This is a genomic window from Tardiphaga sp. 866_E4_N1_4, from assembly GCF_052076075.1.
GTDB classification, from domain to species: domain Bacteria; phylum Pseudomonadota; class Alphaproteobacteria; order Rhizobiales; family Xanthobacteraceae; genus Tardiphaga; species Tardiphaga robiniae.
On record NZ_CP197242.1, the window covers coordinates 6,251,661 to 6,278,293 of the forward strand.

A 26,633-nucleotide genomic window follows, 5' to 3' on the forward strand; every position below is an offset into this window, starting at 1 on the left:
TAGTGTATACCGAAATCGGCTAATACTTGCAAAATAGGTATTAAAAAACCGCCCGTGAGGGCGGTTTTCCGTGAAGGCTGTATACCTCGATGGTGGATCAGACTTCCCGTCTGTTCAAAAACGCCAGCCGCTCGAACAGGTGCACGTCCTGCTCGTTCTTCAGCAGCGCGCCGTGCAGCGGCGGGATCAGCTTGCGCGGGTCGCGCTCCCGCAGCATCTCCGGCGACATATCCTCATTGACGAGCAGCTTCAGCCAGTCGAGCAGTTCCGACGTCGATGGCTTCTTCTTGAGGCCGGGCACATCGCGCACCTCGAAGAAAATACGCATCGCTTCGGCGACGAGGCGATGCTTGATGCCGGGGAAGTGGACCTCGACGATCTGGTTCATGGTGTCGATGTCGGGGAACTTGATGTAGTGGAAGAAGCAACGGCGCAGAAACGCGTCGGGCAATTCCTTCTCGTTGTTCGATGTGATCATCACGATCGGGCGCTTTGCCGCCTTGATGGTCTCGCCGGTCTCGTAAACATGGAATTCCATGCGGTCGAGCTCGAGCAGAAGGTCGTTCGGGAATTCGATATCAGCCTTGTCGATTTCGTCGATCAGCAGCACCGGTCGCTCTGCATGGGTGAAAGCTTCCCACAGCTTGCCGCGCTTGATGTAGTTGCCGATGTCCGAGACGCGGGGATCGCCGAGCTGGCTGTCGCGCAGGCGCGAGACGGCATCGTATTCGTACAGGCCCTGCTGCGCCTTTGTGGTCGACTTGATGTGCCAGGTCAGCAGCGGTGCGCCCAGCGCCTTGGCGACTTCTTCGGCCAGTACGGTCTTGCCAGTGCCCGGCTCGCCCTTCACCAGCAGCGGGCGTTCGAGCACGATAGCGGCATTGACCGCGACCTTGAGATCATCGGTCGCGACATAGTTTTCGGTGCCGGTAAATTTCATGGAGACTTTGCCTTGTTCTTCTTGTCGCGCGGACGCGCGCCGCCGAAAATGATGGGAATCGCGGTAGGCGATCGCAGAGTGAGGAGATGCGACGTCAGCGCCGGATCAGCGACAGGATGACGAGCACGATCACCGCGCCGATGGTGGCGTTGATGATGTCGCGGATCGCCCCGACGCCAAGGCTCACACCCAGGCGCGGCAGCAGCCAGCCAGCGACCAGTGCGCCGATGATGCCGATCACGATATTGCCGAGCAGGCCGAAGCCGGCGCCACGAACGATCAACCCGGCCAACCAGCCAGCAATGGCACCGATCAGCAATGCTGCGAGAATTCCCATGGATCAATCCTTCGCGGGCGACATCAAGTGACGCGCCATTCCTGTTGTGATCATCAGCCGTCGGCCAATTTGGCCAGCCGGCACGTTTCCGGGCGAAGTTTAATTGAATTATTGGTCAGGTCCAGCCACCATTCCGGGCACTTCGCGGGACCTTTTGCGATGACGAAGAACATATCATGGCGGGGAAAAGCCGGGCGGTCTGGCGGCAATTGGCGGATCAGCCGTTGTGCGAAAAGCCCGCGCTGAAATATTCGCGTTGCAGCGCCGAATTGGCGACAACGCAATCTCGACCACGTCGTTTGGCCTCATAAAGCGCCAGATCGGCCTCGCCGACCAGGACGGCTTCGTTGGAGGTTGGGCTGTTCCGGCTGGCGACGCCGACGCTGATCGACAGGTGGCCACGGGTTGATGCCATATTTGGAATCTCCAATGCCCTGACCCGAAGGCGCAGGGCTTCCGCGATAGTGATCGCATCGGCCTCGGATACGTCCGGCAAAACGATGGCGAACTCCTCGCCGCCATAGCGTGCGGACAATGCCGGCGTATTGATCGTGGCATCGGCAATGACGGCTGCGACGCGTTTCAGGCATTCGTCGCCGGCTTGGTGGCCGTTGCTGTCATTATAGCCCTTGAAGTTGTCGACATCGATCAGCAGCACCGACATCTGCTCATGCTGCTCATAGGCGCGGCGCAGAAAGCCGTCGAGCGTGCGCCGGTTTGCCAGTCCCGTCAGCCCGTCGGTGGTCGCGAGTTCGGCGAGTTTGGAATTCAGCGCGGTCAACTCGTCCTGCATCCTCTTGCGCAAGGTGACGTCGCGCAGCACGCCGACAATCTCGACCTTTTCGCGATCCGTCGCGCGCATGGCCAGCTTGAAGTTTACTTCTATCCACGCCAGTGACTTGTCGTGGCGATAGGTCCTGAAGATCACCGTGCGGTTTGCGGTGAGATCTGTAAGCTGCGCGCTGGCAGCCTTCACGGTTTCGACATCGTCCGGATGCACCAGTTCAAAGCAGGACCGCCCGAGCAGCGCGTTCGGACTGTGTCCCAGGACGAGTTCGACCGAGTGCGAGACGAAGACGATGTTCCCGAAGCGATCGAGCAGAATGATGACATCAGCGATGTTGTCGGCAAGCAGGCGATAATGGGACTCGCGCTCGCGGAGCGCGTGTTCCATGTTGAGCCGGAAGCGAAACTGGGTCGATAGCAGGGCGGCGAGCAGGATCACGGTGCAGAGCAGGACTGAAGCAACGATAACGTCGGAGAGCAGATTGCTCTTCCATATCGCCAGCACCTGATCTTCCGGAATCGCGACTGTGACGATCAGCGGATACTGCGTGGTTTGCTCGTAGCTGAAATATTTGGTGATGCCGTCGAACGGCGAATCGATCTTGTAAAAGCCTGCCAGACTCTGTTTCAGACGGGTCTGAATGAGCTGAGTTCCGGAGAGGTCCTTCCCAACTTCCATCGATGGCCAGTGAATCAGCAGTATGCCGTCGCTTCGGATCAGGCTGATGCCGCCGCTCTCGCCGATCTGGAATGTTTTGTAGAAATCGCTGAAGTACTGGTTGTCGATTGCGCCCGTCAGCACACCTTTGAAGGTGCCGTCGGGCCCGTCGATCCGCTTCGACAGGATGATTGACGTGCGGCCGGTTAGCCGCGACGTGATGGGAGCGTTGATCCTGATATTAGAGTCGGTGTGATCGCGATGATAGATGAAATAGTCGCGGTCGGAATTATTGTGCGTTGGCGTTTCCGGCAACGAGGAATAACGCCAGTTCCCCAGCGTATCGAATACACCGATTTCGCGGAGCTGTGGCAGTGCATTCGCCGTATTGGCCAGAAACGTGTTGAAGCGATCCGGCTGCGGGTTTTGGTACTTCAGCAGATCTGCCATCCCGCTCACGGCGATATCGATGGCCTGTATCGAGCGCGAAGCATGTTCGACCAGCGAATGTGCGAGGTTTCGACTGTCGGTCTCGCTTTGCGCCAGCACGGCTTGGCGGGCATCGAGCGCCTTCCAGACGACAAGCCCGAGCACGCACGCGCTCATCGCCAGCACGAACAGCGTGACGATCACACCTGGCGCGGAGAGTCGGCTCGGCGAACTGCTGGTCAGTGTCGTGGGTACGGTCATTCGATTCTATGTTGACAGCAAAACAGGCCATCACCATGGCCGTCGTTGCTTTCACGATAGCTAAGAATGCCCGCCGATGGCGGGACACCGCGCTGCGTGGTTACTGACGCCGGAATTGTTGAAACAAATACCTGCAATCTGACAAAGGATTGCATCACCATGCCGCGGAGCGGAATTCGCCCCGGTTTGACTGACAAATCTCGCTTATTTCGGATGTGCGCCGCGATGGCGCGCCACGGAGCTGTGTAGGCTTCTACCACATCCGGCCCTTGACGGACGCGGGTGGTCGGGCAATCTGTCAATCATGTTCTTGCAATTCTTCACATCGCTGCGCGATGCACAGGTCCCGGTGACCCTGCGCGAATATCTCACGCTGATGGAGGCGCTCGACGCCGACCTCGCTGATCGGTCGGTGGAGAATTTCTACTATTTGTCCCGTGCAGCGCTGGTGAAGGACGAGCGCAATCTCGACAAGTTCGATCGGGTGTTCGGGACGGTCTTTAAGGGGCTTGAGAGCCTGCTCGACGCCATGGAAAAGGCGGAGATTCCGGCCGAGTGGCTGAAGAAGCTCGCCGAGAAATATCTCACCGAGGAAGAAAAGAAGCAGATCGAGGCCATGGGCTGGGACAAGCTCATGGAAACTCTGCGGAAGCGCCTTGAAGAGCAGAAGGAACGTCATCAGGGCGGCAACAAATGGATCGGCACCGCCGGGACCTCACCGTTTGGCGCCGAAGGCTACAATCCCGAAGGCATCCGTATCGGCCAGGAAAAGAGCCGCCACCGGCGCGCGGTGAAAGTCTGGGACAAACGCGAGTTCAAGGATCTCGATGGCAATGTCGAGCTTGGCATCCGCAATATCAAGGTGGCGCTGCGCCGTCTGCGCAAGTTTGCCCGCACCGGTGCGCCGGATGAACTCGATCTCGACACCACGATTCGGGAGACCGCCAATCACGGCTATCTCGACGTCCATATGCGGCCGGAACGGCGCAATGCGGTCAAGGTGCTGGTGTTCTTCGATATCGGCGGATCCATGGATTCGCATATCGAGCAAGTCGAGGAACTGTTTTCGGCGGCGAAGAGCGAATTCAAGCACATGGAGTATTTCTACTTCCACAACTGCCTCTATGAAGGCGTGTGGAAGCAGAACAAACGCCGCTTCACGGACCGCACGCCGACCTGGGACGTGCTGCACAAATATGCCCATGACTACAAGATCGTGTTCGTCGGCGACGCCTCGATGTCGCCTTACGAGATCATGGTGCCCGGCGGTTCGGTCGAGCATGTGAACGAAGAGTCCGGCTCGGTCTGGCTGGAGCGCATCACGCAGACCTATCCGAATGCGGTGTGGCTCAATCCTGTCGCCAAGCGGCACTGGGACTACTCGGAGTCCACGACCATCATTCGGCGGCTATTCTCGGAACGGATGTATCCGCTGACGATTGAAGGCCTCGAAGGTGCAATGAAGGAACTGGTGCGGAAAGCATGACGCAGACGATTACCCACGGCTACAAGGCACTGCTCGACGAAGCTAACGCGCAGATCGAGACCATGAGCGTCGAGGACGTAATGAAAGCGGCGGAAAGCCCGGATGTCGTTATCGTCGATATCCGCGACCCCCGTGAGATCGAGCGCGAAGGCAAGATCCCGGGCTCGTTCTCCTGCACCCGCGGCATGCTGGAATTCTGGATCGATCCGGAAAGTCCCTATGGCAAGCCGATCTTCCAGGAAGACAAGAAGTTCATCTTCCATTGCGCCAGTGGCTGGCGCTCGGCGCTGGCGGCCAAGACCGCTGCCGGTATGGGCCTGAAGCCCGTGGCGCATCTGGGCGGCGGCTTCACCGCCTGGCGCAATGCCGGCGGTGCGGTCGAGAAGGTCGAGCCGAAGGCCAAATCATAACACCGTCTTCACACGCGGGCTGGACCCGCGTGCCCGTCTTTCTTTCCGAAGAGATGGATTGCCGGATTAAGTCCGGCAACGACACCTGAAATGGGCAACGCAGGAACGAGACTATGACATCCAGCACTGATCCTCTCGTCTCGACCGAATGGCTCGCCGCGCATCTCGGCGATCCCAAGGTGAAGGTCATCGATGCATCGTTCAAGATGCCCGGCGTGCTGCCGCTGCCGGTCGATGATTATCTGGCGGCACACATTCCCGGCGCGGCGTTCTTCGATGTCGATGCGGTCTCCGATCACTCTGTGTCGCTGCCGCATATGTATCCGGCTGCCGACCAGTTTGCGCGCGATGTCGGTGCGCTCGGCATTTCCTCTGATGATACGGTCGTCGCCTATGATGCGGGTGGCTGGGTCGCGGCGCCGCGGGCGTGGTGGATGTTCCTCTCTTACGGCCACGCCAATGTGAAGGTGCTCGATGGCGGGTTGAAGAAATGGAAGGCCGAGGGGCGTGCGATAGAAACCGGAAAGTCGTCACCGAAGCCTGGCACTTTCAGCGCCACACTCGACAAGTCGTATATTCGCAGTAAGGCGCAGGTCGTTGCCAATCTGGATTCGCGCAAAGAGCAATTGATCGATGCGCGTGCCGCCAATCGCTTCGAGGGAAGTGTCCCTGAACCGCGCGCGGGCATTCGCTCCGGTCACATCCCCGCCAGCCGCAACCTGCCTTACAACCTGTTGTTCGACGCTGCGACCGGCACGATGAAGCCGCTTGAAGAGTTGCGCGCAGCCTTCACCGGCACGGGGCTCGATCTCGACAAGCCCATCGTCACCACATGTGGCTCGGGCGTATCTGCGGCGGTGTTGACGCTGGCGCTCTATCGTCTCGGCGTGCGCGGTTCAGCGCTCTATGACGGCTCGTGGTCGGAATGGGGGCAGTCCGACGGTCCGCCCGTCGCGACCGGACCGGCGTAACCGGGGTCGAGATCAGCGCGCGACCGGCAATCCGAACGGGTCGGTCGGCTGTGGTGCAGCGGCCGCCATAGGCCTGGCGGCCACACGTCGCTTTTTGACGACGATGCGCTTCTTCACGATCTTCTTGGCGGGCTCCGCAGCAGGCTTCGCTTTCGGCAGTGGAACCGACTCGGTATCGATGGGCGGTCCGCCCAGCATCGCAATTTTCGTCGAAGCCAATTTTGCATCATCGTCGGTCAGCGTGGCCGTCTGTTGTGGCCCCGCTACAACCTCTGCTGCGGCGGCTGGTGCTGGAACGGCGGCAGGCTCGGGAAGAGGGGGAGCAACTGGTTCGACGGAGGTCGCTGGTGCGACGGCAACCGTCGTTAGAGGTTCGCGTTCTTCGATCTTCGTTGCTTCCGACTTCGTTGGAACTTCAGGCTTCGGCGTCGCCACCACCACCGGGGCAGTCATCTCGACTGTCGGTGCGGCCGGCGTCGGCGGGGCCGCGGCGGTCTCGGGCAATGTGATCTTTTCCGGCTCCGCAGGAGCCGCGATGGGGGGCACTTGTTCTGCCGCCGATGTCACGGAAACCGCTGGCGGCGCGACAGTCTCAGGGGTGGGGGCTGCTGCCTCGACGCGCAGCATGGCCAATGTCGGCGGAGCTTCGACGGGCGGCTGCGCAAAGACGGTCGGCGCCGCGCGCCTGGTCGGAATGGTCGCGAATTCCTGATGGGCAGAGCGCAGCAGGGCTGCGGCGCCAAGGCCGAAGACCACCAACGAGACTGTGAGCAGGACGGCTGCGAACAGAAATCGGAAACCCGGAAGCATGAATGGCAGTTCCGCCTTCGGACAGACCGTGGAAGGCTTTCGAACGACGGGGACGCGGTGACAACACTGGAAGCGGCCCGTTCCGCAGAATCGGCTGCCGCCAAAGCGTCGCGAATCAGGACCATTTGAGGATAACGCACGGCCTCAGGAACCGTTTGTTAAAAAGTGAGTGCACAACTGAGGACGCATTCCTGAGCAGTGATTTCAGCGGGGGTGAGGCAAGATAGCCACGCCGGCGTGTGATCTCGCGAATATGACCGAAATGGGAAGCTTTTTTCCGGAATTGTCTTGAATGCGCCGCTATCCTGCGCGATCTGACGGCATGTTCCGGTTTTTGCTTGAGCTTATACAAGGGCAATGATGATCAAGCGTGTTTTGACGACATTGGCGACCGTGGCTCTCGGTAGCGTCGCGGGTCATTCGATTGCGGTGGCGCAGGGCTATCCTGTGGGCACGCCAAGCGGCTATTCGATTCCGGCCGATCCCAACTATCCCCCGGGCGGCTATCCGGCCAATTCGCGCGCCGATCGCGCGCTGGACGCCATGCCGGACTTTGACGCACTCGACGAAGAGGACGCGCCGCCCTCTCGTGGTGGCCGGCCGATGACGGGGCTGTCCGCGCCCGGAATTGCGCCCCAGAGCCCGGTGATGTCTCCGGATGATCCGCGCTACGGTCGTCCTGCTGGTGCTGCCCCGGTTTATTCCGATCGCGCCATGCCGCAGGGCCCGGTCATGTCGCCCGACGATCCGCGTTACGGTCGCCCGATGGCGCCGCCCGCGGTGGTCTATTCGAACCGTGGCAACGGCGATGGCGCAGTGCGTCCGCCTGAAGGCATGGGCGGGCAGGGTGCCCCTGTGACCGGCTCGGTGCAGGGACAGGGTCTGGGCGCCAATGGCAGCTCGGTGATGGTGGCTTCATTGCCTCCGGAAGATCAGCCGGAAACCGGTCCGGCGCAGTTGCCGCCGCAGTTCCGCCGGCAGGAAGTGAATTTCGTGACGAAGGAGCCTGCGGGCACCATCGTCGTCGATACGCCGAACTTCTATTTGTACTATGTGCTCGGCAACAACCGCGCGATGCGCTATGGCGTCCGTGTCGGCCGCGATGGTTTCACCTGGAACGGTGTGCAGAAGATCACTCGCAAGGCGGAGTGGCCGGATTGGCATCCGCCGACCGAGATGATCGAGCGTCAGCCTTATCTGCCGCGCTTTATGGCGGGTGGCGAAGGTAATCCGCTCGGTGCCCGCGCGATGTATCTCGGCTCGACGGTCTATCGTATTCACGGCACCAACCAGCCGTCGACCATCGGCAAGTCGGTGTCCTCTGGCTGCTTCGGCATGCTCAACGACGACGTCTCGGATCTGTTCGAGCGCGTCAAGGTCGGTACCCGCGTGGTGGTGATGCCGGGCAAGGCTCCGGCAACGACCGCCTCTGCGCAGCCGGTGCCCGGTCCGAGCGCCAGCGCCGCGCCGGCGCCGCTGCCCGGTACCCAGCCGACATCCGTTCAGCCGCTACCGGCCCCGGTCAGCATTCGCTGATTTACTTCAGCTGATTTCAAGAAAAACGGGCGCTGTGCGATCACACAGCGCCCGTTTTCTTTTGCGCTTTGAACGCTTGCGTCAGTTGAGCTTGCGGACGGGGGCGCTGTTCAACCAGCCGCCGATGCCCTCGATCATCTCTGCATAGATCCGCTTATAGTTTTCCGCGGTGACGTAGCCGAGATGCGGTGTGATCACGACATTGTCGAGTTTGCGCAACGGGCTGTCGAGCGGCAGCGGTTCGTGGGAATAGGTGTCGATGCCGGCACCGGCAATTTTCCCGGCTTGTAGCGTCTCAAGTAGCGCCGCTTCGTCGACGATCGGGCCGCGTGCTGTGTTGATGAGATAGGCGGTTGGTTTCATTCGTGCGAGATCCGCCCGTGACACCAATCCGCGTGAGCGATCACTCAGCACGAGGTGGATCGTAATGATGTCGGCCTGAGCGAACAGTTCTTCCTTGGTGGCATAGGTCACGCCGGCTTTTTCGCAGGCCTCGGGCGTTAGATTGGTGCTCCAGGCAATGGTCTTCATGCCAAGCGCGCGGCCGATGCCGGCGACCTGGCTGCCGAGCTTGCCGAGGCCAATGATTCCCAGCGTCTTGCCTTCGATGTCCTCGCCGATTGTCACCTGCCAGGGCTTGCCGGCCTTCATGCGTGCGTTTTCAAAGCCGATCTTGCGGGTCAGTTCCAGCATCAGGCCGATGGTCAGGCCGGCCGTCGGATTGCCCACCATCGCGGTACCGCAGACCGTTATGCCACGAGCCTTCGCAGCCTCGAAATCGACCGCGGCATTACGCATGCCCGACGTGATCAGCAGCTTGAGTTTCGGCAGCGCCTCGAACATCGCGCGCGGAAATGGCGTACGCTCGCGCATGGCGCAGATGATCTCGAAATCCTTCAGCGCCGTGGCTGCCTCGTCTGCCGACGCGAATGGCTTATCGAAGACCGTGACCTCGATGCGATCGTCAAGCACGCTCCAGTCGCCGAGTCTCAAGGCCACGTTCTGATAGTCGTCGAGAATTGCACAGCGCAGCCGCGTCATGGGATCGTCCATCCGGTGTGGTGATGACGGTGTTGAAGCCGTCAGGGGATGGACACATTGCGCGCCTCGCGGGCGTGCGCAAGCGTCTGCATCGTCGGCGGCAGTGCGATCAGCTTAATGTGAGGGCGGGACCGGCGCGGACGGGTCCTTGGCGCGACAGGCAGGGCCCGGGCCGCGCATGTAATGCTGCTCGGGCCGGTAAGGATCGAAGGCGGCGACGAAGAACAGCTGCCAGAACGTCCGGATTTCGTGGAGTAGGCCTGGGCGCGCCGCGCGGGTTTCGGCGGCGGCTGAAGAGGGGACTGATGTAATGATCGCCATGACGAGGCTCCGCCTGTCTGCCCGCGACTTCAGTCGCGAGGGGCATGATTGATCGCCCTGGGAGCACTCTTGGCGGAAGTCGTTAAAAAGCGGTTTTAATTGTCATAATGGCTGCCTCGAAGAAGTGCAGAGTTACCAAATCCTTAAGACCCCCGGTTGCCCTTTCGGGGCCACGCCGCTACATCAGCGACAACCCATTTTTCACGCCCGCGACGGTTTTCAAGGATCACGATGGCTCGCCAATTCGTCTACTTCATGCAGGGTCTGACCAAGGCCTATCCGACCCGCAAGGTGCTGGATAACGTCCATTTGTCGTTCTACCCGGACGCCAAGATCGGCGTGCTCGGTGTCAACGGCGCCGGTAAGTCGACGCTGCTCAAGATCATGGCGGGCCTCGACAAGGAATACACCGGCGAGGCCTGGGTCGCGCAGGGCGCGCGCGTCGGCTATCTCGAACAGGAACCGCAGCTCGATGCGTCTTTGAACGTCCGCGAGAACGTCATGCTTGGCGTCGCCAAGCAGAAGGCTGTTCTCGATCGCTACAACGAGCTGGCGATGAACTACTCGGAAGAGACCGCCGACGAGATGACCAAGCTGCAGGACGAGATCGAGGCGCAAGGCCTCTGGGATCTCGACAGCAAGGTTGACCAGGCGATGGACGCGCTGCGTTGTCCGCCTGATGATGCCGACGTCACCAAGCTCTCTGGCGGTGAACGCCGCCGCGTCGCGCTCTGCAAGCTACTGCTCGATGCACCCGAACTGCTGCTGCTCGACGAACCGACCAACCATCTCGACGCCGAGTCCGTCTCATGGCTGGAAGGCCATCTGCGCAACTATCCCGGCGCGATCCTGATCGTGACCCATGATCGCTATTTCCTCGACAATGTGACGTCCTGGATTCTCGAACTCGATCGCGGCCGCGGCATTCCCTACGAGGGCAACTACTCGTCCTGGCTGGTGCAAAAGCAGAAGCGCCTGGCACAGGAAGGCCGCGAGGACGCAGCCCATCAGAAGACCCTGGAACGCGAACAGGAGTGGATCGCCTCGTCGCCCAAGGCCCGTCAGGCCAAGTCGAAGGCGCGCTACCAGCGCTATGACGAGCTGCTCAAGAAGGCCAGCGAGAAGCAGACCCAGGGTGCGCAGATCACCATTCCGGTGGCCGAGCGCCTCGGCGACAACGTCGTCGACTTCGAAGCTCTCACCAAGGCCTATGGTGATCGCGTGCTGATCGACGATCTGACCTTCAAGCTGCCGCCCGGCGGTATCGTCGGCGTCATCGGCGCCAACGGCGCCGGCAAGACCACGCTCTTCAAGATGATCACTGGTCAGGAGAAGCCCGATAGCGGCACGATCACCGTCGGTGAGACCGTTCATCTCGGTTATGTCGATCAGTCGCGCGATGCGCTCGACGGCAAGAAGACTGTCTGGGAAGAAATCTCGGGCAATAACGAACTGATCCTGCTCGGCAAGAAGGAAGTCAATTCGCGCGGCTACTGCTCGTCGTTCAACTTCAAGGGCGGCGATCAGCAGAAGAAAGTCGGTGCATTGTCGGGTGGTGAGCGCAACCGCGTGCATCTCGCCAAGATGCTGAAGTCCGGCGCCAACGTCCTGCTGCTCGACGAACCGACCAACGATCTCGACGTCGACACGCTACGTGCGCTGGAAGAGGCGCTGGAAGACTTCGCCGGTTGCGCCGTGATCATCAGCCATGACCGCTGGTTCCTCGACCGTATCGCGACGCATATGCTCGCTTTCGAAGGCGACAGCCATGTTGAATGGTTTGAAGGCAACTTCCAGGACTACGAGAAGGACAAGATGCGCCGGCTCGGGCAGGATTCGATCATCCCGCATCGCGTGAAATACAAGAAACTGACGCGCTGAGGAGAACTCTCAAATGGCCGACTGGAGCGCGCAGCAGTATCTGAAGTTCGAGGACGAGCGAACCAGGCCGGCACGGGATCTGCTCGCGCAGATTCCGCTTCTCGATGCCCGCAAGGTCGTCGACATCGGCTGCGGGCCTGGCAACTCGACGGAACTTCTGGTCAATCGCTGGCCACAAGCGTCGGTCATCGGTGTCGATACGTCGGCCGATATGCTGCGGCAGGCGCGGGAACGTCTGCCCGCGCAGACGTTCATCGAAGCCAACATCGCCCATTGGGTAGCGCCGGCCGGCTCCGATGTCTTGTTTGCCAATGCCGTGTTTCAGTGGGTGCCGGATCACATCAAGCAGCTGAAGCGTCTGGTCGGTGCCTTGCCTGACGGCGGCGTGCTGGCCGTGCAAATGCCGGACAATCTCGACGAGCCCTCGCACATCCTGATGCGCGAGGTCGCCTATCTCGAGCCGTGGCGCGCGCAGCTCTCGAAGGCTGCGGAGCTGCGTGACTCATTGCCGAAACCCGGGGCCTATTACGATGCGCTGCAGCCGCTGTGTTCCCGCGTTGAGATCTGGCACACCGTCTACAATCATGCGTTGGCCGATGCCGCCGCGATCGTGGAATGGGTGAAGGGCACCGGGCTGCGTCCGTTCGTCGATCCGCTGGAGCCGCCGGAGCGCAAGGCTTACATCGCTGAGTATACCGCGCGCATCGCCGCCAGCTATTTGCCGCAGGCGGATGGCAAGGTTTTGCTGAAATTTCCGCGGATCTTCATTGTCGCTGTCAAATAGCTGATGCGGCCAGTTGCCGCGCATTCACGACATCATCGCGTCCAGAACGCGCCGTTATAAGATCGGCACTTCCATTGCATTCCGATTCGACCCATAGCGAGCCCCCATGTCCATGACGCCCGAAACGCCCCTGCCGCCCAGAGGAAAAGGCGGGGCGATGCGACCGATTCCGGCGCTGATCTTTGGCTCGCGCTGGCTGCAGCTGCCGCTCTATATCGGCCTGATCGTGGCGCAGTGCGTCTATGTCGTGCTGTTCCTCAAGGAGCTCTGGCACCTCATCGCACACTCGTTCGACTTCAGCGAACAGCAGATCATGCTGGTCGTGCTGGGTCTGATCGACGTTGTGATGATTTCCAACCTGCTGGTGATGGTGATTGTCGGTGGCTACGAGACCTTCGTGTCGCGGCTCAATCTGAACGGTCACCCGGATGAGCCGGAATGGCTTAGCCACGTCAATGCCAGCGTACTGAAGATCAAGCTGGCGATGGCGATCATCGGCATCTCGTCGATCCATCTGCTGCGCACCTTCATCGAGGCCGGCAATCTCGGTAGCACCACCGCGCGCACGACGAACTACACCGAGACCGGCGTGATGTGGCAGACCATCATCCATATCGTGTTCATTCTCTCGGCCGTTGGCATCGCCTATGTGGACAAGCTCTCGAACGGAGTTGTTCCGCATTCGCCAGAAAACGGTCACGGCAAGCAGGGCCATGGAGGCCACGCGCATTGAAATTGAAGCCGGGCATGTGGACGACACTGCGACTGCTCTCAGTCGTCGTCGTCCTGTGCCTGATAATCGGGCCGGTTCCGTTGCTTGCTGCACCTGACGCCGGCTTCACCACCTTCATTGCTTCGCTCTGGCCGGAAGCCCAACAAGCCGGCGTCTCGCGCAAGACTTTCGATGAGGCCACACGCGGGCTGGAGCCGGACTACAAGCTGCCGGATCTCATTCTGCCCGGCCGTCCTACGACTGGTGCGCCGTCGCAAGCGGAATTCGTGCAGGTGCCTGCGGATTATGTGAAGGAGGCCAGTGTCATCCGGCTGGCGGGTGAGGGGCAGCGGCTGTTGCAGAAGCACCGCGCGACACTGGCTGCCATCGAGCAGCGCTTCGGCGTGCCGGCGACAATCATTCTGGCGATCTGGGGGCGCGAGACCGATTACGGTCGGTATGCGTTGCCCTATGACGGCATTCGCGTGCTGGCGACGCAAGCCTATGTCGGTCGCCGCAAGGACCAGTATCGCGGCGAGTTCATCGCGGCATTGAAACTGATCGAGCGCGGCGACGTATCGCGCAAGGAGCTGCGCGTGTCCTGGGGCGGCGCCACGGGGCTCACGCAATTCCTGCCGTCGGAACTGGATAAGCACGGCGTCGATTTCGACGGCGACGGCCGAATCGATATCTGGAAGTCGGTGCCGGATGCGCTGGCATCCGCGGCGCAGCAACTCACTAACAAGGGTTGGCAGCGCGGTCTGCGCTGGGCCTATGAAGTGCGTGCGCCGGCCAATGCCGACTGTACGATGGGTGTTCCAGAAGTCACCCGGCCGATTGGGGAGTGGATTCGTGCCGGCTTCATTCCGGTCCGTGGCGAGAAGCTCAGCGCGGCGGAGCAGGCGCAGCCGGCATCGCTGCTGCAGCCGGAGGGTGTCTACGGCCCGGCCTTCCTGACGACGAAGAACTATTTCGTCATCAAGGAATACAATTTCTCCGATCTCTATGTTCTGTTCGTCGGCCATCTCAGTGATCGAATGGCCAATGCGCAGCCCTTTGCAACGCCGTGGTCGGCATCGAACCAGTTGCGCAGCACCGATGTCGAGGCCATGCAGCGGCACCTGACGAAGCTTGGTCTCTATGCCGACAAGATGGACGGTAAGGCCGGCATGAAGACGCGCGCCGCGCTCGGCGCCTATCAGAAGTCCGCGGGTCTCAAGGTCGATTGCTGGCCCAGCGAGACGGTGTTGCGCGCGATGAACGCGCGATAGTTCGAGATCGAAGCCGCCCGAAATCTGATCACTCAACGAAAAACCCGGCCGCGCGAGCGGCCGGGTTTTGAATGTGGATCGCCGCGCAGTGCTGCGCGACGGTTAGTTCAGATCAATCGCAAACTTCGACTGGGCGCGAACGCCAGACGCCGCGATATTCGTCCCAGACGCGCTGGCGAACGACACGGCATTCCGGTTCGACATAAACCGGAGCGGGGGCGTAGCCATAGGCCGGAGCCGGACGGCTGGCTGCAATGGCGCCACCGAGGAGAGCGCCACCGATCAGGCCACCGGCAACGCCAGCGGCGATGCGGCCACCGTCGGCCTTTGCGGCCGGCGCAACAGCAACCAGCGAACCGGCAACCGTCGCGGCGGCGAGCAAGGCGGAAATCGTCTTCTTCATCTCAAGTCTCTCCAGAAGGGCGCCGCAAGCGACGCACGGTTAAAGGTCTACTCACGCTGCGATTCGAACTGACGGCCTCACTTAGAAGCGCCCAACCGTCAATTCGATGTAAACGTTAGCCAGTCAGTGATCCGAAAAAGCGGTTTTTTCGGGCCATTGCAAGCATCACGCACTGGAAATGTCGTAGGTTTCCGATGCGTGACAGGAGATCAGAGTGATCTCAGAGATCGCATGATCCCGCGATCTCAGCCGCACACGCGGACGCGGCGAATGCGCCAGCCATAGCCGTCCCAGAAACGCTGACGTTGCCAGAAACAGTCGCCGTAATAGCCGGGGCCGGCCACATAGGCAGGACGGCCGTAATAGCCGTAGCCGGGACCATAATATCCCGAGCCCGCAGCGATCGCGCCGCCAAGCAGGGCGCCGCCAATCAGACCTGCAGCCACCGCGCCACCGCCGCCATGTCCACGCCAGTGCTGCGCGCTTGCCGATGTAGGAGCCATGGCGGAAACGGCCAGGGTGGCAACGGCGGCAATGGCCATCAGAGTTTTCTTCATGGCATTCCCTTTCTCAATCGGGCTTCGCTCACACATAGCGCTGCCTGACGCGAAAAGTTTCATACTTCACTTGAATGATCAATGAACGGGACCGCGCGATCCAGGTTACATCTTGATATTAAAGCCATTCCGGACGGGGGTCCGACCCTCCCAAGGGTATGCCGCGCTGCAGGCGGTTACTGGATAGGGGCATCTGTCGGCTAGCCGTCTTCCGATCATGGCGCTTGCGAGCGCTCAGACGAATTTTAGATTCGTTCCAATTTCTTCCATGCGATCAGTAGTTTGGAATAGCTTCAAAGTCGGCGTTTTCCTTTTGCATCGGGTCTGTCTCTTACATATCCAAGAGGGGTCCTGACCTGCGAGTTCGCCTTCATCTCATGATCGTTTGTTCCTGCAACGTCTTTTCCGACCATGATGTCCGTAGTGCCGTTGCCGGAGCGCGTCCGCCGCGTACGCCGGGGCAGGTCTATGGATGCCTCGGCTGCAGCGCCCAGTGCGGACGGTGCGTACGGACGATCAAGAAGATCATGGACGAAGCGCTGGGCGCCTGTGCCAAGTCCTGCTGTGCCGGCTGCCCGCATACGGCGGCCCACGGGCAGTCTCACACCGAGGCTCATGCGCATATCGAACTGGCAGATATTGCCTCGATCGAAGCGGCAGCGTAAGTTCTTATAAATCCAACAGCTTTCCAGCTTTTCCACGCCCTTTGCCGAATTGAGCAAAGAAGGGTTGTCCTGTCGGTGAATCTGATTTAGAAACATTCTAAATTCAGACGAGGGCCTGTTTCGGACGGGTTCAGCAGACAGGAGAACATCATGAAGGGCGACCCGAAGGTCATCGAATTCCTCAACAAGGGCCTGCGCAGTGAGCTCACCGCGATCAGCCAGTATTGGCTGCACTTCCGGCTCCTGAATCACTGGGGCTTGGTCGACATGGCCAAGATGTGGCGCAAGGAATCCATTGAAGAGATGAATCACGCGGATCGTTTTACCGATCGCATTCTCTTCCTGGACGGCTTCCCGAATATGCAGGTTCTCGATCCGTTGCGCATCGGCCAGACGGTCAAGGAAATCATCGAATGCGATCTAGCCGCCGAAATCGGCGCCCGCACGCTTTATGAAGAAGCCGCCACCTACTGCCACGGCGTCAAGGATTATGTCTCGCGCGATCTGTTCGAAAAGCTGATGAAGGACGAGGAAGGTCACATCGACTTCCTCGAAACCCAGCTCGATCTGATCGAGCGGATCGGCATCGATCTCTACACCCAGAAGCACATGGGTGGCCTTGAGAGCGAGTTCTAAGCCTGGATCGTTTGCGGCGGCTCAATAGACGTCGGACAATGTCGTCCGCCCCTGTTCTGGCAGGGGCGGTTTAGGCATATCGCATTTCGAGAATGCCGCGCGGATCGCCGCAGTCGATCCCTCCAGCGGATATTCGACGGCCGTTCGGCCCCCATTGATCGACCTGATCCGGACATACAACGTCTTCGCACCGGCAAGCTCGCTGACGAAGGTCGCGATCTCTGCCCTGTCTTCGTTGACGATGATCTGATTTCCCCGGACCACCCGCGAGCCGACGTCGTCGCGTGACCAGGTTTTCCATCGAAACGATAGCCCAGCACCGTGTTGCGGTTGCTGCCGATCTTGAAATCAAAGGCGAAGCGGATCAAAGGCGCGCCATCGATGCATGTCAGCAGCAATGACGAGACGCGTGGAAAATCCACATTGCTGTTTGAGGCTTCGGCAAAGACATAGGCGCTCGGTAGTTCGGCCCCGGTAATGCGGTCGATCTGGTGCGGGATCAACCATTCGCCCGCATAGGTTTCGTCCCGTTTCGTCACGAATGGATCACGCACGCAGCCGCCTAGGATGAGGCCCGCGACCGTCATCAACTGGATCAACGCAACGCCACGCACAACGCTCTCTCCAAGCGTCGCGAACATACAACCTTAAGTGATAATTTCAAATAGAAGTTGTGCGTGGATGGCCGCGGCTGCCGGAGCTCCTTTTGGATCCGGACGAGGTCGACGAGCTACAACTGCTGGCGATAGGCGACGTCGATCTCTTCCTGAGTCATCGGTTCACCGAGTTTGGTCTGATCGTGAACCATTTCGGAGATGCTCGGCATCACCGAGCGCTTCACCTGCACCTCCGGCGACCACAGCTTCGAGCGCATCAGGGCCTTGCCGCAATGGAAATAGGCTTCGGTCACGGTGATGCTCAACACCGCGCGCGGGAGCTTGCCGAACTCTTCCATCGACGCCATCAGTTCCGGATCTTTAATCAGCCTGGCGACGCCACTGACACGCAAGGTGTCGTCGATGCCCGGAACGAAGAAGATCAGCTGCACATGGCCGCTGCCCGCCATCAGATTCTGGAACGTATCGATGCGGTTGTTGCCGGGACGGTCCGGCATCTGCAATTCGGTCGGCGAGGCGATCCGCACGAAGCCGACGCCGCCACCGCGCGGCGATGCATCGACGGTGCCGTCGGGACCCGATGAGGCAAGCACGCAGAACGGCGACAGCGAGATGAATTTGCTGGAATGCATGTCGAGCGTCGGTCGCGCCTTGGCGATCACGCGCGGATGCGGCGTTGGATAAATGGTGCGGAGTTCGTCTGCTGCGACGTCGGTCACGTCTGCTCTCCCGATGCAATTTGATGGTGCAAAACTAGCATGGTGGCGCCTTGCGGAAAAGTCGCGCAGATAGCACCGCAACCGACGCCGGAGTCACCACGTGACTCGCTAACGAATGTTGTTTGCCGATTTGGCCGTTCGCTATGAGCCTGTGGCGCCGTTGTGTGGCCCGGGCCAATTGATGACGCCGGCCCACCAACGCAACCGTGTGCGTGTCACAAGTGCAAGCGATGCGGCGATTTCAATGACGCCGCGGCGATGATGAGTTCGCGCGCGAAGGGCACCCAGGCGGGCGTGACGAGCAACAACTTCTCCGGCATGGCGAGATACGTCAATGCCGGCGCCATGGACGCGTTGACGTCAGTTGGATCATTCACCTGTCTTCGCGATCAGGCCTTGTCGATGATGTGGGTGTTGGGACGATCACTGCCCGAGGCCGTTTCCTCGTGCCACTGCCCTTTTTCGTCCTCATAGGCAATCACCTCGGTGCGTCCCGGCACCCTCTGCTCGGCCGCGGCGCGCTTGGCGGCTGCGGTGGCGAGTGCGTGCGTCGCATACGGCTCGGAGAAGACGGCGCCAACCTTATAGGCCCAACCGCCATCATGCTCGACGATCACATAGGTCACTTCCGTCATATCGGTCTCTCTTTACCCTGTAGCGCCCGCGGCGAGGTGACGGCGGGGCCAGAGTGACCTAACGCGCCGCGCGCAGAATTAGCCTCAAATTGGGCCCGATTGCCTGTGGATTGCAAGCCGCACCCTGGCACCGTTTCGTGATCGTCATCATGCGGCGTCAGCCGGAACGAAACAGCTGATGATGATCTCGCCGCGATGGCGCACATACCAGACGACGGCTTCGCCAACGGGGTTGCCGCGATCGCGGATCACGGCGCGCCTCGGCACCTCCGTCCATATGCCTTCGATCGGCACCCAATAGGCGCCGTTGCGGACGTCATATTCGGTGCGATGGCCGTCGGAGATATCGCAACACGGCACGCCATTAGGGCTGATGACGCTTTTGAACCAGTTCCGGATATCGTCGGGCACATCGCTGAACTGGCCGCGATCGATGGCGTGAGCAGTCGTCGCCATCCCGGTAACCGCTGCCAGCAGCACCACTTGAATCAATCCCCGCATGCGAACCTCACGGTGTTGCATCACGCGCGGACGCCGGGTGCCGCACGGGACGACTCGGATTCTTGCGATGATTAAGCCCGAGCTATGGCGGCGACGCCTGCCCAAAGATTATACCCGGCGCGACGAGCTGGGGATCGCTGCGCTGCAGTATCGATCTGTTGGTCTGCTGGCCCACGGTACCATGCTAGCATCTGCGTCAAGCGGCCCGATCAAATGGCTGCACCGGGGAGGATGACGATGCCCAGCCGTTCTATGCGCGAGTTGTACGCTGCTGCTGTCGTGACATGCGCTTCGCTTGCTGCCGTGACCGCGTTCGCCGCTGATTATCCGGCGCCAAAGCAGGGCGACTGGATAGCGAAGGATTTCAAGTTTCATACTGGCCATGTGATGCCGGAGTTGAAGCTGCATTACACGACGGTGGGTGAGCCGAGCGGCCAGCCTGTGCTGATGCTGCATGGCACCGGCGGTTCGGCGCAGAGCATATTGACGCCTGCTTTTGCGGGCGAGTTATTCGGCGCGGGCCAGCCGCTCGATGCCGCAAAATACTACATCATCATTCCAGATGCGCTCGGCCACGGCAAATCGTCAAAACCCTCTGACGGCATGAAGACTGCATTTCCGAAGTACAATTACGACGATATGGTCGATGCCCAGCACCGGCTGCTGATCGAAGGGCTCGGCGTCAAGCATGTGCGGATGGTGATCGGCAATTCTATGGGCGGCATGCATGCGTGGATCTGGGGCACGAAATATCCTGATATGATGGATACCTTGGTGCCGATGGCGTCGCAGCCTACGGAAATGAGCGCACGAAACTGGATGATGCGGCGCATGATGATCGAGACCGTGCGTGCCGATCCGGATTACAAGGGAGGCAACTACACATCGCAGCCTGGCATGATCAAATTTGCCAGCGTGATGTATGGCATCGCAACAGCCGGCGGGACGCTGGCCTATCAGATGCTGGCGCCGACCGGCGAGGCCGCCGACAAGAATGTCGATGACCGGCTCAAGGCGCCGTTTGTCGCCGATGCGAATGATTTCGTCTATCAGTGGGAATCGTCGCGCGACTACAATCCATCAGCCGGCCTGGAGAAGATCACATCCGTTGTGCTCGCGATCAACGCTGCCGATGACGAGCGCAATCCGCCGGAGACCGGGTTGATGGATGCCGCGCTGAAGCGGATCAAACATGCGAAGATGCTGCTGATACCGGCGAGCACCGAGACACGTGGTCATCTCACCACGGGCGGTGCGAAATTCTACAAACAGCAATTGCAGGAGTTGCTGCAGACCGCGCCGCAGCGGACCATGTAGGCGAGGGCAGGACGGCACGGGCCATGTCCGTGCCGCTTTGGGGGACGATGCGTCAGTCGTCCTTGTTCTTGTGTTTGCGCTTCTTCTTTTTCTTCTCGCCGTCATTGTCGTCAGCCGGCTCGTCGGCTGCTGTGGTGTCGGCTTCGATCAGCGCAGCGACACGCTCGACGACTTCCTGCTGCTGCTCAAGCCGCAGGGCTTCCTCGCGCTCCTGCGCTTCGCGTTCGCGCATCTGGCGGTGGTCTTCCCAGGCATCGAACACCATGTGCAGCCACGGCATGATCTGCTCGAGGGTCGGCAGCGTGCCGGGAGGACCCTGTTCGCCGCGCGGCCCGGTTTCACCCTGCACGCCGGGCTTGCCCTGAAGGCCCTGTTCACCCCGTGGTCCCTGCGGCCCAGCCTTGCCCTGTGGTCCGATCGGACCGGGCTTGCCGTCGGCGCCAGCCTTACCATTGACGCCAGCCTTGCCCTGAGGGCCTGCTACACCGCGCTTGCCCTGCGGCCCCGGCTTGCCATTGGCGCCGGCTTTGCCGGCCAAGCCCGGCTTGCCCTGCGCGCCTTCCGGCCCCGGCCGTCCGGGATGGCCTTGCGGGCCGGGAAGCCCCGGTTCGCCGCGGGGGCCGCGTAATCCGGTTTGGCTGATCGTATCTTTTGCCACGCCTCACTCCGTATTGATTCTGTCCGGCCACTTTTAACAGGGGATGGATGACGGCTTCAATTCGCCGCTGCTGCCATGGCACCACAGACATTGCCGGTTGCGCTTCACCTCATGCGGACTAGCATCGGCTGTCGCTTGACCTGCTGGCACCCGCGCAGTTTGGCGTGGCGGCGAACAGAAAATCAGGGAGGAGAACATGCGGAGAGGGCAGGTTCTGCGGTTGCTGTGCGGCGCGGTAGCGCTGCTGGGAGCACCGTCGCCAGCCGCGGCTGCCGGACAGCTCGCCGTCGCGGTGGCCGATTTCGACTATAGCGACACCTCCGGCGAGGAGGCCGACCAATCCGCACAGCATCGCGACCGCATGACCATCTTCGCTGCACTGCTGCGCGACGGGCTGGCGCAGCGCGACTATCGCGTGGTGCGTCCGGCCTGCCCGCAGCCCGCCTGCACTGCCGTCAGCATGGCGCCCGACGATCTCGTCGCCGCAGCGCGGCGCGACGGCGCGCGTTATCTGGTCTATGGCGGCATCCGCAAGATGAGCACGCTGGTGCAATGGGGCGAGGTGCAGTTGTTCGATGTCGAGCGCGAGCAGCTGGTGATGCGTCGCGCCGTCACCTTCCGCGGCGATACCGACACCGCGTTCCGCCGCGCCGCCGATTTCGTCAGCGAGACGGTGAAGGATGCGATGGCCGGCCGATGAGTGCCCTCACGGTAGCGAAGCCACACACTCGATCTCGATCAGCATCGCCGGATTGGGCAGCGCCTGAACCACGCAAGTGGTGCGCGCCGGATACGGCGGTGGTCCGAAGGCTTCGGCATACAGCGCATTCATCGGAGCCACGTCGGACGCGCGCGTCAGCAGAACGTTGACCTTGACGAGGTGCGAGATGTCGGTGCCGGCATCCTTCAGCACCCGTTTGATCGTGCGCTCCACAAATCCGAACTGCGCCTCGAATTGTTCCGGCAACTGGCCATCAGCGTCGAAGCCGGGAATGCCGGAGACGAACAGGAGATCGCCGACCCGCGCCGCATAGGACAGCGGCGGCGCCTTGATTCCGGGAGGGGGCGGGAAGTGCTGGATGGGCATGATCAGGCCCCGCGCTCATGTGTGACGAGGCAGCGTAGCAGGTCTACGCAAGGTGCGCCCGCGAATTGCCAAGCCTTGTCGAACCGGAACGGGATCCGCGGCGACTTACGCTCTCATCAGGGCAACGGGCAACGACATATGAAATCATATCTGGCGCTGCTGACTTTGTTGGCCCTCACGAGCGCAACGCACGCCGGCGAGTTACGCCTAGGGGCGTCCATGCAGGTAAAACCGGATTCGATCTGGTTCGAGGATCGCGCGCAGCTGGCGCGATGGCAGGCACTGAAGAAAGCCGGCGATTCAAAAACTCTGGCGTCGTATCAGGATGGCCTGCTGCAGGCGCGCGCGGCATGGCAATTCACCAGGCCGCTTACTGTCAGAATTCGCGGCTTTGAGCCGAAGGCGCATCTGGTCGATGTCGAGATGCAGACCGAAGGCCGGCTGCTGGGCTCCACATGGGTGCTGGATGCCAGCGCGCTTCAGCAATAGCGCCGCGCGCTAGCCGTGCGCCGGCACGTCAGCCCCATCCGCTGAATACTGTTTGATCTTGTTACGCATGGTGCGGACGGAGACGCCAAGTACGCGGGCGGCATGGGTGCGGTTGCCGTCGCAGCGCGCCAGCGTCTGCAACATCAGTTCGCGTTCCACCTCATGAACGGTCGCGCCGATCAGCATCGTCACGACCTCGCTGGGATCTGACGAGAGCGCAAACGTGTCCGTTTCAACCGGCGAATCGTCACGCGGGCGACCAAGGGACTCGTAAAGGGATTCCTGGATCATGGGTATCTCCCGATCAACGCCTGCTTCGTTGCGCGAAGCAACAACATCGAGAACGAACAGCCCCCAGCCGTTGCGTCGCGGCAGGTTGGGCGCGATTGGTTAATGAAAGGTTAATCAATGGGTACCTTTGGATGTAACGCCAGATCTTTGCAACAAAGAAAGTCGCTTTGTCCGCCCCTGACGCCTTGGAACCCGGCATGTCGATAAGCGCACAGGGCGGGCATGCCTTGTGATGTCGGCGAGGATAGGGAGTGGCGCGAGCGCAGCCAGTGATCGCCGCACATGGCGCCATGCCGCGGGTCCTGGCATTGGTCGCTTCAAGGTTACGATTGGCTCAGGCCGTTATCCAATCTACGCTTTCTCGATCTGTCGCATGAGCGTGCGACGTGTGCTCCATGCGTCGTGACCGAGCATGCCCAGCGCCATTGCGACGACGAACACAATCACGGGAAGGCCTAGCCCCGCGAGGTTGACCAGCGCGGGGCCCGGACAGAGCCCCACGAGACCCCAGCCGATCCCGAACAGCGTGGCCCCGATAACGAGCGGCGTGTCGACGTCCCTGCGTGTCGGCCACAGGTTCGTTGCGGCAAGGACAGGTGTGCCGCGCCGCCGCGCCAGTGCGAAGCCAAGACCGGTGACCGCGACTGCGCCGGCCATCACGAAAGCCAGCGTCGCGTCCCAGGCCCCGAAGATATCGAGGAAGCCGAGCACTTTCCCGGTGTCCGTCATGCCCGAGACCAGGAGACCGATGCCGAACACGAGGCCGCAAGCAAAGCTGATGAAAACAAGTAGCATTGCATCAGCCTCCGATACCGTGACGCACGACGGCGACCGTGGCGATCGCTGCGGCCATGAAGATCGCTGTGGCGACAATTGAACGTGCTGACAAGCGTGCGATACCGCATACGCCATGGCCGGATGTGCAGCCGCCGCCCATGCGGCTGCCGAAACCGACCAGAAGCCCGGCGATAACGATGAGGATCAGGCTCGCCGGCATCGCTGGTGCTGGCAATGGTGTGCCCGAAAGCGAAGCGAGCAGGGGCGCTGCCAGAAGTCCGGCGACGAAGGCGATGCGCCAGCTGCGATCGCCGGCACCGGGCTGGAGTAGCCCCCCGAAAATGCCGCTGATCCCGGCGATGCGTCCGGTCAGCAGCATCAGCATGGAGGCCGCGAGCCCGATCAGCGCGCCGCCGACGATTCCAGAGAGAGGCGTTAGGTGATGCATGGTTGTGGCCTCCACCGACGGTGTCGTCGTTCAGTGATGGACGTTATCATAGTGCGCGATTGTTCTGCATCGGCGTGAAACAAAATGCGGAGCGCGCCGGTGTCAATTGCGAAAAGCAGGGATACGCCGCGCTTGAACCGGGCCGGTTTTGCAGCGTTTGGATACGAGAAAAGGCCGGGCAAATGCCCGGCCTTTTTTGGCGCGATGGATGCCGGGCCAAGCCCTGGCATGATGATGCAAGCGGGGGATGCGCTTACAACGCCTTGTTACTCTCCTTCACAGCTTCCGCCTGGACATAGACCTGCTCGCCCATGTCCTTGAACTTCTGGCTCATGCTGGCCATGCCGTCCTCGATCACGCCACTCATGGACATGCCCATCGTCGCCGTGCCGCCGAGGTTCAGCGCGGCCTTCTCGTTGTCGCCGAGGGTCGCTGCATAGTCGCGCACGTCCTGCGTGATCTTCATCGAGCAGAATTTCGGTCCGCACATCGAGCAGAAATGCGCGACCTTGTGGGCGTCCTTGGGCAACGTCTCGTCGTGATAGGCGACGGCGGTTTCCGGATCGAGGCCGAGGTTGAACTGGTCCTGCCAGCGGAAGTCGAAGCGCGCACGTGACAGCGCGTCGTCGCGGAGCTGCGCGGCGGGATGGCCCTTGGCGAGATCCGAGGCATGCGCTGCGATCTTGTAGGTGATGACGCCGACCTTGACGTCGTCGCGGTTGGGCAGGCCGAGATGTTCCTTCGGCGTCACGTAGCAAAGCATCGAACAGCCGAACCAGCCGATCATGGCGGCGCCGATGCCCGAGGTGATGTGGTCGTAGCCCGGCGCGATATCGGTGGTCAAAGGCCCGAGGGTGTAGAACGGCGCTTCGCCGCATTCCTTGAGCTGCTTGTCCATGTTGATCTTGATCTTGTGCAGCGGCACATGGCCGGGGCCTTCGATCATCACCTGGCAGCCCTTCGCCCATGCCACCTTGGTGAGCTCACCGAGCGTCTCCAATTCGGCGAATTGTGCGCGGTCATTGGCATCCGCAATCGAGCCGGGACGTAGACCGTCGCCGAGCGAGAACGACACGTCATATTTGCGCATGAGATCGCAGATCTCATCGAAGTGGGTGTAGAGGAAGCTTTCCTTGTGATGCGCCAGGCACCACTTGGCCATGATCGAGCCGCCGCGCGAGACGATGCCGGTAACGCGGTTGGCGGTGAGGTGGATGTAAGCAAGCCGCACGCCGGCATGGATGGTGAAATAGTCCACGCCCTGTTCGCACTGCTCGATCAGCGTGTCCTTGTAGAGCTCCCAGGTCAGCTTGACCGGATCGCCGTCGCACTTCTCCAGCGCTTGATAGATGGGCACGGTGCCGATCGGAATCGGCGCATTACGCAGGATCCATTCGCGGGTGGTGTGGATGTTGCGGCCCGTCGAGAGGTCCATCACGGTGTCGGCGCCCCAGCGGATCGCCCACACCATCTTGTCGACCTCTTCCTCTACCGACGAGGTCACGGCCGAGTTGCCGATATTGGCGTTGATCTTGGTGAGGAAGTTGCGGCCGATGATCATCGGCTCGAGTTCGGCGTGATTGATGTTGCAGGGGATGATCGCGCGGCCGCGCGCGATTTCCGAGCGGACGAATTCCGGCGTGACGAACAGCGGCACTTCGGCGCCGAAGCTCTCGCCATCGGCACGGGCGGCCTCGGCGCGCTCGAGCTGGACCTTGCGGCCGAGGTTTTCGCGCTCGGCGACGTAGATCATTTCCTTGGTGATGACGCCGGCGCGGGCGAATTCATACTGGGTGATCATGTGATCGCCGACGCCGCGCAGCGGCTTGTGATAGGCCTTGAAGGACTTTGCGGCATGGGCTGCGCCGACATTGCCGTTGTCTTCCGGCTTGATCTCGCGGCCCTGATATTCTTCGACGCCGCCGCGCTCCTTGACCCAATCGAGACGCGCGCGGGACAGGCCGTTGTTGACGTCGATCAGCACGTTCGGATCGGTATAGGGACCGGACGTGTCATACACGGGGAGGTTCGGCTCGCCGGCGCCTTCGCTCAGGATGATCTCACGCAGCGGCACGCGAAGGTCGGGTGCGCTCTCCGGGATCGCGTAGATCTTGCGCGACGAGGGCAGGTTGCCGGTGGTGACGGCGGGCAGGGTGGTGTCGGGATTGGAGCGGATGTTCATGGACTAATCCTCCGTTG

Annotated in this window: 32 protein-coding genes; 13 read left to right on the forward strand and 19 right to left on the reverse strand. The window is 61.2% G+C overall.

Going from position 1 to position 26,633, the window contains the following annotated elements; translation table 11 throughout:
* Positions 1-97: 97 nt before the first annotated feature.
* The 3 genes from AB8B20_RS30005 to AB8B20_RS30015 all read right to left on the reverse strand — a co-directional run bounded on the left by AB8B20_RS30005 (position 98) and on the right by AB8B20_RS30015 (position 3,411).
* Positions 98-940 (reverse strand): AAA family ATPase, encoded by an 843-nt coding sequence (locus AB8B20_RS30005; RefSeq protein WP_068732213.1) that lies wholly within the window; start codon positions 938-940, stop codon positions 98-100.
* Positions 941-1,034: 94 nt separating this feature from the next.
* Complete coding sequence (locus AB8B20_RS30010) at positions 1,035-1,277, reverse strand: GlsB/YeaQ/YmgE family stress response membrane protein (RefSeq protein ID WP_068732215.1); 243 nt, start codon at positions 1,275-1,277, stop codon at positions 1,035-1,037.
* A 217-nt stretch (positions 1,278-1,494) separates the two neighbouring features.
* Entirely contained in the window at positions 1,495-3,411 is a 1,917-nt protein-coding gene (locus tag AB8B20_RS30015) for a diguanylate cyclase (protein ID WP_439070765.1), read from the reverse strand.
* Between the two features lie 304 nt (positions 3,412-3,715).
* On the opposite strand from AB8B20_RS30015, the gene AB8B20_RS30020 reads away from it, so the two are divergent.
* The 3 genes from AB8B20_RS30020 (at position 3,716) to sseA (ending at position 6,278) form a co-directional block, all read left to right on the forward strand.
* Positions 3,716-4,897 carry a vWA domain-containing protein gene (locus AB8B20_RS30020; RefSeq protein WP_439070766.1) on the forward strand — a complete coding sequence of 394 codons (1,182 nt, stop codon included), beginning with the start codon at positions 3,716-3,718 and terminating at the stop codon, positions 4,895-4,897.
* A complete protein-coding gene (locus AB8B20_RS30025; RefSeq protein ID WP_439070767.1) occupies positions 4,894-5,307 on the forward strand; it encodes a rhodanese-like domain-containing protein in 414 nt (137 codons plus the stop codon). Before AB8B20_RS30020 ends, AB8B20_RS30025 begins: the two co-directional genes overlap by 4 nt.
* Positions 5,308-5,420: 113 nt before the next feature.
* Complete coding sequence (gene sseA, locus AB8B20_RS30030) at positions 5,421-6,278, forward strand: 3-mercaptopyruvate sulfurtransferase (protein ID WP_439070768.1); 858 nt, start codon at positions 5,421-5,423, stop codon at positions 6,276-6,278.
* A gap of 12 nt (positions 6,279-6,290) precedes the next feature.
* On the opposite strand, the gene AB8B20_RS30035 is transcribed toward sseA, so the two are convergent.
* Positions 6,291-7,088 (reverse strand): hypothetical protein, encoded by a 798-nt coding sequence (locus AB8B20_RS30035; protein ID WP_439070769.1) that lies wholly within the window; start codon positions 7,086-7,088, stop codon positions 6,291-6,293.
* 357 nt (positions 7,089-7,445) lie between these two features.
* Here AB8B20_RS30035 and AB8B20_RS30040 point away from each other — a divergent pair, with 357 nt between their 5' ends.
* A complete protein-coding gene (locus AB8B20_RS30040; protein ID WP_439070770.1) occupies positions 7,446-8,624 on the forward strand; it encodes a L,D-transpeptidase family protein in 1,179 nt (392 codons plus the stop codon).
* 81 nt (positions 8,625-8,705) lie between these two features.
* Here AB8B20_RS30040 and AB8B20_RS30045 read toward each other — a convergent pair whose 3' ends face one another.
* Together AB8B20_RS30045 and AB8B20_RS30050 are read right to left on the reverse strand one after the other, a co-directional pair.
* The gene (locus AB8B20_RS30045; protein ID WP_439070771.1) at positions 8,706-9,665 is read right to left on the reverse strand and encodes a D-2-hydroxyacid dehydrogenase family protein; all 960 of its coding nucleotides are present in this window, start codon (positions 9,663-9,665) and stop codon (positions 8,706-8,708) included.
* Between the two features lie 114 nt (positions 9,666-9,779).
* Positions 9,780-9,986, reverse strand: coding sequence for a hypothetical protein (locus AB8B20_RS30050; protein ID WP_175367218.1), 207 nt, complete (start codon positions 9,984-9,986; stop codon positions 9,780-9,782).
* 231 nt (positions 9,987-10,217) lie between these two features.
* On the opposite strand from AB8B20_RS30050, the gene ettA reads away from it, so the two are divergent.
* From ettA to AB8B20_RS30070, 4 genes are all read left to right on the forward strand, one after another.
* Positions 10,218-11,867 (forward strand): energy-dependent translational throttle protein EttA, encoded by a 1,650-nt coding sequence (gene ettA / locus AB8B20_RS30055; protein WP_439070772.1) that lies wholly within the window; start codon positions 10,218-10,220, stop codon positions 11,865-11,867.
* Between the two features lie 13 nt (positions 11,868-11,880).
* Positions 11,881-12,651 (forward strand): trans-aconitate 2-methyltransferase, encoded by a 771-nt coding sequence (tam, locus tag AB8B20_RS30060; RefSeq protein ID WP_089267385.1) that lies wholly within the window; start codon positions 11,881-11,883, stop codon positions 12,649-12,651.
* Between the two features lie 106 nt (positions 12,652-12,757).
* Positions 12,758-13,384, forward strand: a complete 627-nt coding sequence (locus tag AB8B20_RS30065; protein ID WP_439070773.1) for a TIGR00645 family protein — start codon at positions 12,758-12,760, stop codon at positions 13,382-13,384.
* A 14-nt stretch (positions 13,385-13,398) separates the two neighbouring features.
* Positions 13,399-14,634: a lytic murein transglycosylase gene (locus tag AB8B20_RS30070; protein ID WP_439070774.1), complete on the forward strand. Its 1,236-nt coding sequence runs from the start codon at positions 13,399-13,401 to the stop codon at positions 14,632-14,634.
* Positions 14,635-14,746: 112 nt separating this feature from the next.
* Here the strand turns inward: AB8B20_RS30070 and AB8B20_RS30075 are convergent, their stop codons facing one another.
* Both AB8B20_RS30075 and AB8B20_RS30080 read right to left on the reverse strand, forming a co-directional pair.
* Entirely contained in the window at positions 14,747-15,037 is a 291-nt protein-coding gene (locus AB8B20_RS30075; RefSeq protein WP_439070775.1) for a hypothetical protein, read from the reverse strand.
* Positions 15,038-15,282: 245 nt separating this feature from the next.
* Entirely contained in the window at positions 15,283-15,594 is a 312-nt protein-coding gene (locus AB8B20_RS30080; RefSeq protein WP_068732237.1) for a hypothetical protein, read from the reverse strand.
* 377 nt (positions 15,595-15,971) lie between these two features.
* On the opposite strand from AB8B20_RS30080, the gene AB8B20_RS30085 reads away from it, so the two are divergent.
* Both AB8B20_RS30085 and bfr read left to right on the forward strand, forming a co-directional pair.
* Positions 15,972-16,259 (forward strand): (2Fe-2S)-binding protein, encoded by a 288-nt coding sequence (locus tag AB8B20_RS30085; RefSeq protein WP_439070776.1) that lies wholly within the window; start codon positions 15,972-15,974, stop codon positions 16,257-16,259.
* A gap of 150 nt (positions 16,260-16,409) precedes the next feature.
* On the forward strand, positions 16,410-16,895 hold the full coding sequence (bfr, locus tag AB8B20_RS30090; RefSeq protein WP_068732242.1) for a bacterioferritin: 486 nt from the start codon (positions 16,410-16,412) through the stop codon (positions 16,893-16,895).
* Here bfr and AB8B20_RS30095 read toward each other — a convergent pair.
* The 5 genes from AB8B20_RS30095 to AB8B20_RS30115 all read right to left on the reverse strand — a co-directional run bounded on the left by AB8B20_RS30095 (position 16,892) and on the right by AB8B20_RS30115 (position 19,367).
* Entirely contained in the window at positions 16,892-17,536 is a 645-nt protein-coding gene (locus tag AB8B20_RS30095; protein WP_439070777.1) for a hypothetical protein, read from the reverse strand. The genes bfr and AB8B20_RS30095 overlap by 4 nt on opposite strands.
* Positions 17,537-17,625: 89 nt before the next feature.
* Positions 17,626-18,231 carry an MSMEG_1061 family FMN-dependent PPOX-type flavoprotein gene (locus tag AB8B20_RS30100; protein WP_439070778.1) on the reverse strand — a complete coding sequence of 202 codons (606 nt, stop codon included), beginning with the start codon at positions 18,229-18,231 and terminating at the stop codon, positions 17,626-17,628.
* A gap of 215 nt (positions 18,232-18,446) precedes the next feature.
* The gene (locus AB8B20_RS30105) at positions 18,447-18,608 is read right to left on the reverse strand and encodes a hypothetical protein (protein WP_439070779.1); all 162 of its coding nucleotides are present in this window, start codon (positions 18,606-18,608) and stop codon (positions 18,447-18,449) included.
* Positions 18,609-18,620: 12 nt separating this feature from the next.
* Complete coding sequence (locus AB8B20_RS30110; RefSeq protein ID WP_068732250.1) at positions 18,621-18,866, reverse strand: DUF2188 domain-containing protein; 246 nt, start codon at positions 18,864-18,866, stop codon at positions 18,621-18,623.
* Between the two features lie 147 nt (positions 18,867-19,013).
* Positions 19,014-19,367, reverse strand: coding sequence for a hypothetical protein (locus AB8B20_RS30115; RefSeq protein ID WP_439070780.1), 354 nt, complete (start codon positions 19,365-19,367; stop codon positions 19,014-19,016).
* A gap of 252 nt (positions 19,368-19,619) precedes the next feature.
* On the opposite strand from AB8B20_RS30115, the gene AB8B20_RS30120 reads away from it, so the two are divergent.
* Complete coding sequence (locus AB8B20_RS30120; RefSeq protein ID WP_439072980.1) at positions 19,620-20,684, forward strand: alpha/beta fold hydrolase; 1,065 nt, start codon at positions 19,620-19,622, stop codon at positions 20,682-20,684.
* A gap of 52 nt (positions 20,685-20,736) precedes the next feature.
* Here AB8B20_RS30120 and AB8B20_RS30125 read toward each other — a convergent pair whose 3' ends face one another.
* Complete coding sequence (locus AB8B20_RS30125) at positions 20,737-21,342, reverse strand: collagen-like protein (RefSeq protein WP_439070781.1); 606 nt, start codon at positions 21,340-21,342, stop codon at positions 20,737-20,739.
* 196 nt (positions 21,343-21,538) lie between these two features.
* On the opposite strand from AB8B20_RS30125, the gene AB8B20_RS30130 reads away from it, so the two are divergent.
* Positions 21,539-22,042, forward strand: a complete 504-nt coding sequence (locus AB8B20_RS30130; protein ID WP_439070782.1) for a DUF2380 domain-containing protein — start codon at positions 21,539-21,541, stop codon at positions 22,040-22,042.
* A gap of 6 nt (positions 22,043-22,048) precedes the next feature.
* Here AB8B20_RS30130 and AB8B20_RS30135 read toward each other — a convergent pair whose 3' ends face one another.
* Positions 22,049-22,429, reverse strand: coding sequence for a RidA family protein (locus AB8B20_RS30135; protein WP_439070783.1), 381 nt, complete (start codon positions 22,427-22,429; stop codon positions 22,049-22,051).
* A gap of 219 nt (positions 22,430-22,648) precedes the next feature.
* Between AB8B20_RS30135 and AB8B20_RS30140 the strand changes: the two genes are divergently transcribed.
* Positions 22,649-22,918, forward strand: a complete 270-nt coding sequence (locus AB8B20_RS30140) for a hypothetical protein (RefSeq protein ID WP_439070784.1) — start codon at positions 22,649-22,651, stop codon at positions 22,916-22,918.
* Between the two features lie 9 nt (positions 22,919-22,927).
* Here the strand turns inward: AB8B20_RS30140 and AB8B20_RS30145 are convergent, their stop codons facing one another.
* The 4 genes from AB8B20_RS30145 to thiC all read right to left on the reverse strand — a co-directional run bounded on the left by AB8B20_RS30145 (position 22,928) and on the right by thiC (position 26,616).
* Positions 22,928-23,209: a helix-turn-helix domain-containing protein gene (locus tag AB8B20_RS30145; protein WP_439070785.1), complete on the reverse strand. Its 282-nt coding sequence runs from the start codon at positions 23,207-23,209 to the stop codon at positions 22,928-22,930.
* Between the two features lie 351 nt (positions 23,210-23,560).
* Positions 23,561-24,004 carry a DUF6691 family protein gene (locus AB8B20_RS30150; RefSeq protein WP_439070786.1) on the reverse strand — a complete coding sequence of 148 codons (444 nt, stop codon included), beginning with the start codon at positions 24,002-24,004 and terminating at the stop codon, positions 23,561-23,563.
* 4 nt (positions 24,005-24,008) lie between these two features.
* Complete coding sequence (locus tag AB8B20_RS30155) at positions 24,009-24,434, reverse strand: YeeE/YedE family protein (RefSeq protein WP_439070787.1); 426 nt, start codon at positions 24,432-24,434, stop codon at positions 24,009-24,011.
* Between the two features lie 253 nt (positions 24,435-24,687).
* Complete coding sequence (gene thiC / locus AB8B20_RS30160) at positions 24,688-26,616, reverse strand: phosphomethylpyrimidine synthase ThiC (protein ID WP_439070788.1); 1,929 nt, start codon at positions 26,614-26,616, stop codon at positions 24,688-24,690.
* Positions 26,617-26,633 lie beyond the last annotated feature (17 nt).

Bases quoted from the DNA above. Each gene is read 5' to 3' on its own strand.
- AB8B20_RS30135 (WP_439070783.1), bottom strand. From the start codon at position 22,429: ATGCCCATCCAGCACTTCCCGCCCCCTCCCGGAATCAAGGCGCCGCCG.
- AB8B20_RS30120 (WP_439072980.1), top strand. From the start codon at position 19,620: ATGCGCGAGTTGTACGCTGCTGCTGTCGTGACATGCGCTTCGCTTGCT.
- AB8B20_RS30050 (WP_175367218.1), bottom strand. From the start codon at position 9,986: ATGGCGATCATTACATCAGTCCCCTCTTCAGCCGCCGCCGAAACCCGC.
- AB8B20_RS30085 (WP_439070776.1), top strand. From the start codon at position 15,972: ATGATCGTTTGTTCCTGCAACGTCTTTTCCGACCATGATGTCCGTAGT.
- bfr (WP_068732242.1), top strand. From the start codon at position 16,410: ATGAAGGGCGACCCGAAGGTCATCGAATTCCTCAACAAGGGCCTGCGC.
- AB8B20_RS30065 (WP_439070773.1), top strand. From the start codon at position 12,758: ATGTCCATGACGCCCGAAACGCCCCTGCCGCCCAGAGGAAAAGGCGGG.
- AB8B20_RS30025 (WP_439070767.1), top strand. From the start codon at position 4,894: ATGACGCAGACGATTACCCACGGCTACAAGGCACTGCTCGACGAAGCT.
- sseA (WP_439070768.1), top strand. From the start codon at position 5,421: ATGACATCCAGCACTGATCCTCTCGTCTCGACCGAATGGCTCGCCGCG.
- AB8B20_RS30140 (WP_439070784.1), top strand. From the start codon at position 22,649: ATGCAGGTAAAACCGGATTCGATCTGGTTCGAGGATCGCGCGCAGCTG.
- AB8B20_RS30150 (WP_439070786.1), bottom strand. From the start codon at position 24,004: ATGCTACTTGTTTTCATCAGCTTTGCTTGCGGCCTCGTGTTCGGCATC.
- AB8B20_RS30070 (WP_439070774.1), top strand. From the start codon at position 13,399: ATGTGGACGACACTGCGACTGCTCTCAGTCGTCGTCGTCCTGTGCCTG.
- AB8B20_RS30005 (WP_068732213.1), bottom strand. From the start codon at position 940: ATGAAATTTACCGGCACCGAAAACTATGTCGCGACCGATGATCTCAAG.
- AB8B20_RS30075 (WP_439070775.1), bottom strand. From the start codon at position 15,037: ATGAAGAAGACGATTTCCGCCTTGCTCGCCGCCGCGACGGTTGCCGGT.
- thiC (WP_439070788.1), bottom strand. From the start codon at position 26,616: ATGAACATCCGCTCCAATCCCGACACCACCCTGCCCGCCGTCACCACC.
- AB8B20_RS30040 (WP_439070770.1), top strand. From the start codon at position 7,446: ATGATGATCAAGCGTGTTTTGACGACATTGGCGACCGTGGCTCTCGGT.
- AB8B20_RS30095 (WP_439070777.1), bottom strand. From the start codon at position 17,536: ATGTTCGCGACGCTTGGAGAGAGCGTTGTGCGTGGCGTTGCGTTGATC.
- AB8B20_RS30080 (WP_068732237.1), bottom strand. From the start codon at position 15,594: ATGAAGAAAACTCTGATGGCCATTGCCGCCGTTGCCACCCTGGCCGTT.
- AB8B20_RS30130 (WP_439070782.1), top strand. From the start codon at position 21,539: ATGCGGAGAGGGCAGGTTCTGCGGTTGCTGTGCGGCGCGGTAGCGCTG.
- tam (WP_089267385.1), top strand. From the start codon at position 11,881: ATGGCCGACTGGAGCGCGCAGCAGTATCTGAAGTTCGAGGACGAGCGA.
- AB8B20_RS30145 (WP_439070785.1), bottom strand. From the start codon at position 23,209: ATGATCCAGGAATCCCTTTACGAGTCCCTTGGTCGCCCGCGTGACGAT.
- AB8B20_RS30015 (WP_439070765.1), bottom strand. From the start codon at position 3,411: ATGACCGTACCCACGACACTGACCAGCAGTTCGCCGAGCCGACTCTCC.
- AB8B20_RS30035 (WP_439070769.1), bottom strand. From the start codon at position 7,088: ATGCTTCCGGGTTTCCGATTTCTGTTCGCAGCCGTCCTGCTCACAGTC.
- AB8B20_RS30115 (WP_439070780.1), bottom strand. From the start codon at position 19,367: ATGCGGGGATTGATTCAAGTGGTGCTGCTGGCAGCGGTTACCGGGATG.
- AB8B20_RS30110 (WP_068732250.1), bottom strand. From the start codon at position 18,866: ATGACGGAAGTGACCTATGTGATCGTCGAGCATGATGGCGGTTGGGCC.
- AB8B20_RS30010 (WP_068732215.1), bottom strand. From the start codon at position 1,277: ATGGGAATTCTCGCAGCATTGCTGATCGGTGCCATTGCTGGCTGGTTG.
- ettA (WP_439070772.1), top strand. From the start codon at position 10,218: ATGGCTCGCCAATTCGTCTACTTCATGCAGGGTCTGACCAAGGCCTAT.
- AB8B20_RS30155 (WP_439070787.1), bottom strand. From the start codon at position 24,434: ATGCATCACCTAACGCCTCTCTCTGGAATCGTCGGCGGCGCGCTGATC.
- AB8B20_RS30020 (WP_439070766.1), top strand. From the start codon at position 3,716: ATGTTCTTGCAATTCTTCACATCGCTGCGCGATGCACAGGTCCCGGTG.
- AB8B20_RS30045 (WP_439070771.1), bottom strand. From the start codon at position 9,665: ATGACGCGGCTGCGCTGTGCAATTCTCGACGACTATCAGAACGTGGCC.